Genomic DNA, 9,126 nt, shown 5'->3' with positions numbered 1-9,126 from the left:
CCACGCTGTGGCGCAAGATGCGCGAATACAACCTGCATTTCCATCCGCACGGCCGCACGCGCTGAACGTTTCCGCTCTGCCCGATTCTGGTACGGGGTTTGCTTTTCCGGACTGCGGGGGCATGGTGCCCACCGTTTTGGAACATACAAGGAGACGGAAGCATGTCCGCCAAGCATTTTTTCACACCCTGGGCCCTGGCTCTGGCCGCTCTGCTGTTTTCGCTGCAAGCGGCGCCGCTGTGGGCGAAGGATCCCGCCGTCCTGGCGACCCCGGTCAAATATGAAGTCACCCTCGCCGACAGCTTGCCGGCGGTGCGGGATCTGCTCGTCTCGGCCCTCGAAGCCAGGAATTACGCCGTCATCAATATACTCAACGTGCAGGAAGGCCTGGCCAGCCGGGGCATCGAGGCGCATCCGCTGCAGCTCATCGAGTTCTGCAACCTGACCAAGGCATACAGCATCACCCGCAACGTGCCCGACTTCGAGATGTTTGCGCCATGCCGGCTCGCCCTGTTCGAAAACGACGGCAAAACCACGGTGATGGTGCATCGTCCCGCCCATGTGCTGTCGATTCTGGCCAAGAACCCGAAGCTGTCGAAGGAAGGCAAAGCCAATCTGGAGCAGTTCGACCGCGATCTGAAAGCGATGCTGACGGAACTGGCAAGCGGAGGGTTCTGAACGTTTTCATTCCATTATGAAACATGAAGGAACATGCCGTTCGGCTGGCTTCCCAAGGAGACAATGATGCGTGCCCCCAGACAATCCGTATCCCGCATCCGCCGCGGCATCCTGCCGCGCGCCCTCGCGGCCGCCGGTCTGCTGTTCGGTGCCGGGCCGGCGCCAGTGCCAGTGGCCGCCCACGACAACATGATGGCGTCCACGGCGGTTCTGGCGGCGACCTCAGGCAGTTCCGTCAACGGGTCGCTGAAGTTCCAGGAGTCGAAGGATCGCGTCGTGCATATCAGCGGGACGGTCGAAGGGCTGACGCCGGGAAAACACGGTTTTCACATCCATGTGAACGGTAATTGCGATTCGCCCGACGGCATGAGCGCCGGCGGCCATTACGCGCCCACCGGCGGCCGTCACGGCGCACCCGGCAGCAAGGATCGCCACCTCGGCGATCTTGGCAACATCGAGGCCGATGCGAATGGCCGGGCGGCGGTGGACGTGACGGCGCACGGCATCAGCATCGCGCTGATGGGCGCGGCATCCGTCGACGGCCGCAGCATTGTGATCCATGCCAGTGAAGACGACTTTTCCGACCCCGCAGGCAATTCGGGCGCCCGCGTCGCCTGCGGCGTGATCGAGTCGGACATGATGCGCATGTAGCCGCCCGCTCAAGCGGGGTGGCGATGCGTCAATATGCCACATTCCCGCACCGTCTGGCGCGGGGTAAGCTTGGGCGCCACGAGGTCAAGAAAGACGGATAGGTGTCAGATGGGTCAATTTAGCTTTGCATTGCTGCTGGCGGCAACGCTGGCATACCAGCCGGCCGCGGCGATGGAGCATCGCCACGATGCGAAACCGCAAGCGGCCAAGCCGACCCTGGCGGTAGGCGCGACGCTCGACAGCAGCGGACGCGTATGGCTGGCCAGGGTGGAGAACCAGCAGCTCTGGGTTTCCCGGTCGGACGACGGCGGGCAGCGTTTCTCCCGCCCGGTCGCGGTTTCGTCCGCGCCGGAAGAGATTGCCGCCAACGCGGAAAACCGTCCCAAGATCGCCGTTGCGCAGGACGGCACGGTGCTGCTGAGCTGGAGCCAGTCGCTGCCGAAAAGGTTCACCGGCAACGTCCGCTTTGCCCGCTCCACCGACGGCGGCCGCAGCTTTTCCGCACCGATCACCCTCAACGACGATGGCCGCATCGGCAGCCACAGCTTCGATTCGCTGGCGATCGATGGCGCGGGCCGGGTGGCGGTGCTGTGGCTGGATGGGCGCGACCGCGATGCGGCGCGTGAAAAAGGCGGCGCGTTCGCCGGCTCGTCGGTCTACTTCGCGCAGTCAGCCGACAACGGCGCCCATTTCAGCGCCAATCGCCGGCTCACCGAACATACCTGCGAATGCTGCCGCACCGCGCTGACCTGGACCGCGGAGGGGCCGGTGGCGCTGTGGCGCAACCTCTACGGCAGCAACACGCGCGATTTCGCCCTCGCCAACCTGGATAGCGGCAAACGGCGCCGCGTCACCGACGACGAATGGCGGATCGACGCCTGCCCCCACCACGGCGGCGGCCTCGCGGTCGACGCCCGCGGTGCCCTGCACCTGGTCTGGTTCACCCAAGGCAAGACGCGTCAGGGGCTGTTCTACAAACGCATCGCGGACGGACGCGAGTCGGCGCCCATGGCGCTGGGCAATCCGGCGGCCCAGGCCGGCCATGCGGCGGTGGCGGCGGCGGGCAGCATGGTGCTGCTCGCCTGGCGCGAGTTCGACGGACGCGCCTACGTCGTGCAGGCCATGCACTCGACCGATGGCGGCGCATCCTGGAGCGCGCCGCGGCGTCTGGCGGAATCCGCCGGCGCGGCCGACTATCCGCTGCCGCTGACCGACGGCGCGCGCGCGCTGGTGGTGTGGAACAGCGCCAGCGAAGGCGTGCGCGTCCTGCCGTTGGAACTGGGGTCGCCGCAATGATCCGCCGCTTGCTGCTCGGCATGCTGGCGGCGCTGGTGCTCGCCGCGCCGGCCGGTGCCGGCGCGCCGGCTGGGTTCACCACCGACAGCCTGGCAAAGATCAAGGCGCGGTACGCCGGCCGCCCCTTCATTCTCAACCTGTGGTCGGTCAACGAATGCAGCTATTGCATTACCGAACTGACCCTGCTGGGCAAGCTGGCAAAAACCCAGAAACGCCTGCCGCTGGTGCTGGTGGCGACGGATACGCCCGACTATGCCGCGGCCATGCAGAAAACCCTGGCTCCGCTCGGTCTCGGCGGCGTCGACAGCTGGGTGTTCGACGATCCGATTCCCGAGCGGCTGCGCCATGCCATCGATCCGTCGTGGTACGGCGAATTGCCGCGCACCTACCTGTACGACGCCCAGCATCAGCGTGAAACCGTTGTCGGCGTGCTGAGCGAGCAGCGCCTGCGCGCCTGGCTCAGGAAGCACAAGCTGGCCAACTGATTCAAAAATAACGGAGGAAACATGAAGCTGAACCCCATTCCGCTCGCGCTGGCGGGCATCCTGTGCGCGCCCGCCGCCTCGGCGGCAGATCCGGCCGAGGCGGCGCTGCCTGAGATGACGGTGACCGGCACCCGCGAAGGCGAGCTGTTGAGCGAGACCCCGGCGACGGTCGGCATCGTCAGGGAGCAGACCCTGCGCGAAACCCGGCCCACCCACCCGAAGGAGATCCTCAACCAGGTGCCTGGCGTGTGGGTCAGCAATCTGTCGGGCGAGGGCCACTCCACCGCGATCCGTCAGCCGCTGACGACCGGCGCGGTCTACCTCTATCTCGAAGACGGCATCCCGACCCGCTCCACCGGCTTCTTCAACCACAACGCGCTGTACGAGATCAACGTGCCGCAGTCGGGCGGAATGGAAGTCATGAAAGGCCCGGGCAGCGCCCTCTACGGATCGGACGCGATCGGCGGCACGATCAACGTGCTGACCCGCACGCCGCCGAAGCAGGCCGAATTCGAACTGAGCGGGGAAGCCGGGTCGTACGGCTGGGGCCGCATCCTGGTGGGCGGCGGCAATGCCCACGGCGACGACGCCTGGCGCGCCAGCCTCAACCTGACACGCACCGACGGCTGGCAGGACAACGCCGGCTACGACCGCCAGACCGGCACCGCGCGCTGGGACCGCGCGCTCGGCGACGACGCGCTGCTGAAAACCGTGCTGTCGTTTTCCAAGGTCGACCAGCAGCACGTCGGCAAGCTGAGCGCGGGCGAACTCGCCGCCACGCCGCGCGCCAACAACGTGCCGTTCTCCTATCGCCAGGTCGACGCCTTCCGCCTGTCGACCGCCTACGAAAAGGAAACCGCCAATTCGCTGCTGTCGATCACCCCCTACTTCCGCGACAACAGCATGGAGATCCTGCCCAACTGGAGCGTGGGCTACGACCCCAGCCAATACGTCACCAAGAACAAGTCCTTCGGCTTCCTCGGCAAATACCGCCACGATTTCGAGCCGCTCAGAGCGCGCCTCATCGTCGGCCTGGACGTCGACTACAGCCCGGGATCGCGCGACGAGGATTCGGTCCGCCTCGACAAGTTCACCAACGCCTATGGCGGCGTGACCTACAGCCGCAATGCAGCGGCGCCGGTGCAGATCTACGACTACGACGTGACCTACCGCGGCATTTCCCCCTACGTCCACGGCGAGGCTTCGCTCAGCGACAGGCTGCGCCTCAACGCCGGCCTGCGTTACGACGACATGCAGTACGACTACGAGAACAAGTTCAACAACGGGTTGACGGGCGCGACCCAGGGCGCGGCGGGCCCCTTCCCGGGCAACGGCTGGTACGGCCACGTCGCCAGCACCAAGGTCGGCTACAGCCACTGGGGGCCCAAACTGGGCGCGACCTACGCCTTCAGCGACACGCTGAACGGCTTCGCGGCCTACAGCAATTCCTTCCGCACCCCGTCCGAGGGCCAGGTGTTCCGCGGCAGCCGCGAGTCCACGGCGGTCAAGGCGCAGGCCGCCGCCGAATCCCTGCTCAACCTCAAGCCGGTGATCGTCGACAACCTGGAACTCGGCCTGCGCGGCAAGTCCGGTACACTGCGCTACGAAGCGTCGGTGTATCACATGACCAAGAAGGACGACCTCGTCAGCTATGTCGATCCGGTCACCACCCAGCGAACCGTGGTCAACGCGGGCAAGACCCTGCACCGCGGCATCGAACTCGGCCTCGGCTTGCCGCTGGCGCAGGACTGGCAAATCGACGCCAGCCTGTCGTACGCCAAGCATACCTACGAGACCTGGACCGTTTCCGGGACCGCCGACTACAGCGGCAAGGAAATGGAGACCGCCCCGCGCGTGATCGCCAACACGCGCTTGAGCTATGCCCCCGGCTACATGAACGGCGGCCGCTTCCAGCTGGAATGGTTCAGGCTCGGCAGCTACTGGCTGGATGCCGCCAATACCGGCAAATACGGCGGCCACAACCTGGTCAACCTGCGCGCCAACTACCCCTTCGGCAAGGGCATGGAAGTGTTCGGCAGCGTCAGCAACCTGTTCGACAAGCGCTACGCCGAAACCGCCGACGGCACCGGCGCCGCGCCGACCTACACCGCCGGCCTGCCGCGCATGGCCATCCTCGGGCTGCAGGCGAAGTGGTAAGCCGGGCGCTGGGCAGACGGAGGAGATGAAGCGGATGCGGATGGACTGGAATCGTGCGGCCGGCCTGCTGACGGTGCTGGCGCTGCACGGCGGCGTGCTCTACGCCCTGTGGAGCGCGCGCGTGATTCCGCCGCCGACCGAGGCGGTGACCCTGTTCGTCAACTTCATCAATCCGCCGCCCCCGCAGCCGGCGCCGCGCGTCATCCCGCCGCCCCCGCCGCCGCCACGGCCGGTCAAGCGGGAAGCGCCGCCGCCCAAGCCGCCGCACTACCACCTGGCGACGGAAGCGCCGGTGACGTCGCCGCAGGAAGCGGTGGAGCCGCTGCCGCCGCCCGAGCCCGTGGTCGAGCCGCCGCCCGTGGCCGCGCCCGCACCGGTGCAGGCGCCGTCCCCGCCCGCGCCGCCGGCACCGCCGCCGGCGCCGCCCAAACCGGCCGGGCCGGTGACACTGGCGGCGGAGCTGGCGGTGAGCTGCCCCGAGCGCAGGCCGCCGGTCTACCCGCCCATGTCGCGCCGGCTGGGCGAAACCGGCAAGGTCGTGCTGCGCGTGGAACTCGACGAAAGCGGGCGCGTGAGCGCGGCGCAGGTGGCGAGCAGCAGCGGCTCCGCCCGCCTCGACGCCGCCGCGCTCGCGGCAGTCAAAAGCTGGCGCTGTACCCCCGCGCAACGCGACGGCCAGGCCGTCCGCTCGGTGGCGACGCAGCCATTCAATTTCACTCTGGAAGGACGCTGATCATGGAAAACAGTCTGGGCTTCGCCCATTTTCTCGCGCAGACCGACATGCTCGGGCGCATCGTGCTGCTGCTGCTGCTCTCGCTGTCGGCGGCAAGCTGGTACCTGATCGTGACCAAGGCGCTGGCGAATTATCTGGCGGGGCGCCGCGCCGAGGCTTTTCTCAAGCAGTTCTGGGCGGCCGATTCGCTGCAGGAGCTGGGTGCCGCGCTGCGCCGCCAGCCGGTGGACAACGCGTTTGCCGAACTCGCGCACGAGGCGCTCGAAGCCGCCCACGACAACCACCAGCACGGCATGCAGAAGCTGGCGGCGGCCGGCGGACTGGGCGAATTCCTCACCCGCCTGCTGCGCAACGGCATCGACCAGGAAGCGATGCGCGTGGAGCGCGGCCTCACGGTGATGGCGTCGGCCGGATCCGCCGCTCCCTACATCGGCCTGTTCGGCACCGTGTGGGGGATTTATCACGCGCTGGTCAATATCGGCCTGTCGGGCCAGGGCACGCTGGACAAGGTGTCGGGCCCGGTGGGCGAGGCGCTCATCATGACCGCGGTCGGTCTGGCCGTGGCGATTCCCGCCGTGCTTGCCTACAACGCGTTCAATCGCCGCAACCGGGTCTGGCTGGCCAAGCTCGATGCCTTTGCGCACGATCTGTACACGGTGATCACGGTGGGCGAGAAGGCCAACAGTTCGGCCGGCGAGGGGCGCCCGCTGCGTCCCGCGAAACAGGAAGCGCGCGCCGCCGCGCAGGGGTGACAACATGGCCATGGGAAGCTTCGATCCGCGCCGGCATCAGGGACCGATGTCGGAAATCAACGTCGTGCCGCTGGTGGACGTGATGCTGGTGCTGCTGGTGATCTTCATCATCACCACGCCGCTGCTCACCCATTCCGTCAAGATCGATCTGCCCAAGGCCAGCAGCGCGCCCAACATCACCCGGCCCGAGCATGTCGAATTCGGCATACGCGCGAACGGCGCCCTGTTCTGGAACGGCGCGCCGGTCACCCAGCAGGAGCTGGCGGCGCGCTTTGCCGCGGCGGCGAAAAAACAGCCGCAGCCCGAACTGCACATCCGCGCCGACCGCCTTGCGCACTACGAAACGGTGGCCCAGGTGATGTCGGCGGCCGCCAAGGCGGGACTGCTGCGCATCGGCTTCGTGACCGACCCGACGCAGTCCCGCGGGCCATAGCCGGCGCCGCCGCAGCGCCAGTGCCGCCGGGCGCTCGTGCTGCGCACGGCCGTTCGTTTCCTTGCGCATGCTCATGCCCATGCGTATCCGCGTCAGCCCGTTGCCGGTTCGCGTGCGCAGCCGGTGTTCGAAAAAAGAAACACGGGCGTTCCGATTTGAAATTTATCTGCAACACTCCCATCGGGATGTGTTTATATATTGTTGTTATATATAGAAATTATTTCTGGCACTGTTCGTGCTTAATAAGCGGCAGAAGGCGTCCCGAACGACGCCGGGCCGCTCGCCGATGAAAAACGGAGGGGCGGCCCGGAGCGGGCCGCCCCTCCTCCTCCTCTTGAACCGGCGCCTGCCGGTTCTTTTTTTTCCGCATCCCCGCCGCTGCCGCCCGGCCTGTTTGGCGCGGACGTTTCTCGCCCGGCCTGCGTTTCGTTTTGCGGCCGGACGCATGCCAAGCGCGGCGGCCCGGCTGGAATGCGTTTCATCGTGGAACGGTCGGGAAACAAGCGAAAAATCCGCAAAAACCGTATCCAATTGTTTTTATTGATTAATTTATCTGGCACGCTAGATGCTTAGTAAGCGGCGCGACAAGTTGCCGCACCTCGATCCGATTGCGGGGTTGTATTCGCCAATCCGGGCGACGCAAGTTGGGTGGAGTTAGCCTTTAGTAGGAGGAGAAACATGAAACTGCAAGTAAGACATGACAGGTCGAGCGGGCGGATCAAGGCCGCATGCGCTTTTGTATCACTGACCGGTCTGCTGGCTCTGCCCATGGGGTCGGCGCTGGCGGACAGCAAAGACGGTACCTTCCCCACCGCGGAGCAAGTGGGCGGACAGGTGTACATCGATCCGGTGGCGGTTGGCCAGAAGCTGCCCACCGACTTTGACACCTACGACATGAACGGCCAGAAGGTCGACCTGGGCAGCGTGGTGCAGGGCAGGCGTTCCCTGGTGGTGTTCTTTATCTCGGCCGTGCCGGTCTCGGTGAACGAGCTGGCGGCGATCGAGGACTTCACGCAGAAGAATGCCAAGGGCATCAATCTGGTGATGGTGAACGCGGACACCGTGGGCGCTGCGCTGATGGGCGGACCGAAAGCAGTCATTCCCAACTCGGTGAAGACCATGCACTTCATCAAGAAGGAAAAGAATCTGAAGACCACCAAGATCTATGTCGCGCCGAACGATGCGCTGAGCGCAGACGGTGTGTCGACCCGCCTGGGCATCCGCGGCCTGCCGACCTCGTTCCTGCTGGACGAAAAGGGTGTGGTCCAGAAGGTGTTCGTGGGCCCGCAAAAGTGGAAAAAGGGCGACATCTGAGCCGATGGCTTCAGGTCGAAAACTTAAGGAGAATGCAATGAGTATCAACAGAAGGCAGTTCATGAAGGGCGCAGTCGCGGCCGGCGTTGCCGGTTCCGCCACCATGCTTAACTCCGGCAGCGCGTTCGCCGCCGTGCACAACCCCGTTGGCGAAGCCCAGGCTGAGCTGTTCGGCAAATTCAAGGGCAACGTGGTGCTGCTGCCGAGCAAGTACGGCGGCTACGTGCAGGCGATGGACTTGTCCGTGCCCGAGACCCTGGCCTGGTATTCCTACGGTCTGCACGGCATCGACATGCCGATCCCCCACCACATCGCTTCCATGCCGTCTGCCGATCCCTACAAGGGCTTCGACTTCTACCAGACCATGCAGCCGCCGGCATCGCCCTACGTCAACGAGAACTCTCCCGAGTGGCGTAACCGTGGCGACTTCAAGATGTTCAAGATGCGCTACGACGGCAGCGGCAAGCAGAACTCGATCAGCGTGGTCAACGACATCGGTGAAACCACCGGCATGTCGCTGGGCGTACACGTCTCCATCGGCGTGGGCGAAAACGCCAACAAGTACGTGGCGTTCGCGGACGGCCAGAAGGACATGGTGCTGATCACCGATCTGGGCGACGTGCCGAAG

At 65.8% G+C, this 9,126-nt stretch carries 10 protein-coding genes; all 10 read left to right on the top strand.

Features of this window, described 5'->3' with window-relative positions:
• Positions 1-161: 161 nt before the first annotated feature.
• Positions 162-677, top strand: coding sequence for a DUF302 domain-containing protein (locus tag BGO62_RS08930; RefSeq protein ID WP_296641489.1), 516 nt, complete (start codon positions 162-164; stop codon positions 675-677).
• Between the two features lie 33 nt (positions 678-710).
• Complete coding sequence (locus BGO62_RS08925; protein WP_296641487.1) at positions 711-1,328, top strand: superoxide dismutase family protein; 618 nt, start codon at positions 711-713, stop codon at positions 1,326-1,328.
• Positions 1,329-1,436: 108 nt separating this feature from the next.
• Positions 1,437-2,624 (top strand): sialidase family protein, encoded by a 1,188-nt coding sequence (locus tag BGO62_RS08920; protein WP_296641486.1) that lies wholly within the window; start codon positions 1,437-1,439, stop codon positions 2,622-2,624.
• Positions 2,621-3,109: a redoxin domain-containing protein gene (locus tag BGO62_RS08915; RefSeq protein ID WP_296641483.1), complete on the top strand. Its 489-nt coding sequence runs from the start codon at positions 2,621-2,623 to the stop codon at positions 3,107-3,109. The genes BGO62_RS08920 and BGO62_RS08915 overlap by 4 nt, the downstream gene beginning before the upstream one ends.
• Before the next feature lie 21 nt (positions 3,110-3,130).
• The gene (locus BGO62_RS08910) at positions 3,131-5,266 is read left to right on the top strand and encodes a TonB-dependent receptor (RefSeq protein ID WP_296641481.1); all 2,136 of its coding nucleotides are present in this window, start codon (positions 3,131-3,133) and stop codon (positions 5,264-5,266) included.
• Between the two features lie 25 nt (positions 5,267-5,291).
• Positions 5,292-5,999 carry an energy transducer TonB gene (locus BGO62_RS08905; protein WP_296641479.1) on the top strand — a complete coding sequence of 236 codons (708 nt, stop codon included), beginning with the start codon at positions 5,292-5,294 and terminating at the stop codon, positions 5,997-5,999.
• Positions 6,000-6,001: 2 nt separating this feature from the next.
• Positions 6,002-6,751 (top strand): MotA/TolQ/ExbB proton channel family protein, encoded by a 750-nt coding sequence (locus tag BGO62_RS08900; RefSeq protein ID WP_296641478.1) that lies wholly within the window; start codon positions 6,002-6,004, stop codon positions 6,749-6,751.
• Positions 6,752-6,755: 4 nt separating this feature from the next.
• Positions 6,756-7,184 (top strand): biopolymer transporter ExbD, encoded by a 429-nt coding sequence (locus BGO62_RS08895; RefSeq protein ID WP_296641476.1) that lies wholly within the window; start codon positions 6,756-6,758, stop codon positions 7,182-7,184.
• 678 nt (positions 7,185-7,862) lie between these two features.
• Entirely contained in the window at positions 7,863-8,498 is a 636-nt protein-coding gene (locus BGO62_RS08890) for a redoxin family protein (RefSeq protein ID WP_296641475.1), read from the top strand.
• Between the two features lie 37 nt (positions 8,499-8,535).
• Positions 8,536-9,126: twin-arginine translocation signal domain-containing protein (locus BGO62_RS08885; RefSeq protein ID WP_296641473.1), on the top strand; the 591-nt coding region annotated here is incomplete at its 3' end.

Origin of the sequence: Thiobacillus sp. 65-1402 (assembly GCF_001897685.1) — a bacterium.
In the GTDB taxonomy this organism is placed as follows: Bacteria; Pseudomonadota; Gammaproteobacteria; order Burkholderiales; family Thiobacillaceae; genus Thiobacillus.
This window is presented reverse-complemented; position numbering and strand designations above follow the sequence as displayed.

Excerpts from the sequence above, each read along its gene's own strand:
- BGO62_RS08930 (WP_296641489.1), top strand. The coding sequence starts at position 162 with ATGTCCGCCAAGCATTTTTTCACACCCTGGGCCCTGGCTCTGGCCGCT.
- BGO62_RS08925 (WP_296641487.1), top strand. The coding sequence starts at position 711 with ATGCCGTTCGGCTGGCTTCCCAAGGAGACAATGATGCGTGCCCCCAGA.
- BGO62_RS08920 (WP_296641486.1), top strand. The coding sequence starts at position 1,437 with ATGGGTCAATTTAGCTTTGCATTGCTGCTGGCGGCAACGCTGGCATAC.
- BGO62_RS08915 (WP_296641483.1), top strand. The coding sequence starts at position 2,621 with ATGATCCGCCGCTTGCTGCTCGGCATGCTGGCGGCGCTGGTGCTCGCC.
- BGO62_RS08910 (WP_296641481.1), top strand. The coding sequence starts at position 3,131 with ATGAAGCTGAACCCCATTCCGCTCGCGCTGGCGGGCATCCTGTGCGCG.
- BGO62_RS08905 (WP_296641479.1), top strand. The coding sequence starts at position 5,292 with ATGAAGCGGATGCGGATGGACTGGAATCGTGCGGCCGGCCTGCTGACG.
- BGO62_RS08900 (WP_296641478.1), top strand. The coding sequence starts at position 6,002 with ATGGAAAACAGTCTGGGCTTCGCCCATTTTCTCGCGCAGACCGACATG.
- BGO62_RS08895 (WP_296641476.1), top strand. The coding sequence starts at position 6,756 with ATGGCCATGGGAAGCTTCGATCCGCGCCGGCATCAGGGACCGATGTCG.
- BGO62_RS08890 (WP_296641475.1), top strand. The coding sequence starts at position 7,863 with ATGAAACTGCAAGTAAGACATGACAGGTCGAGCGGGCGGATCAAGGCC.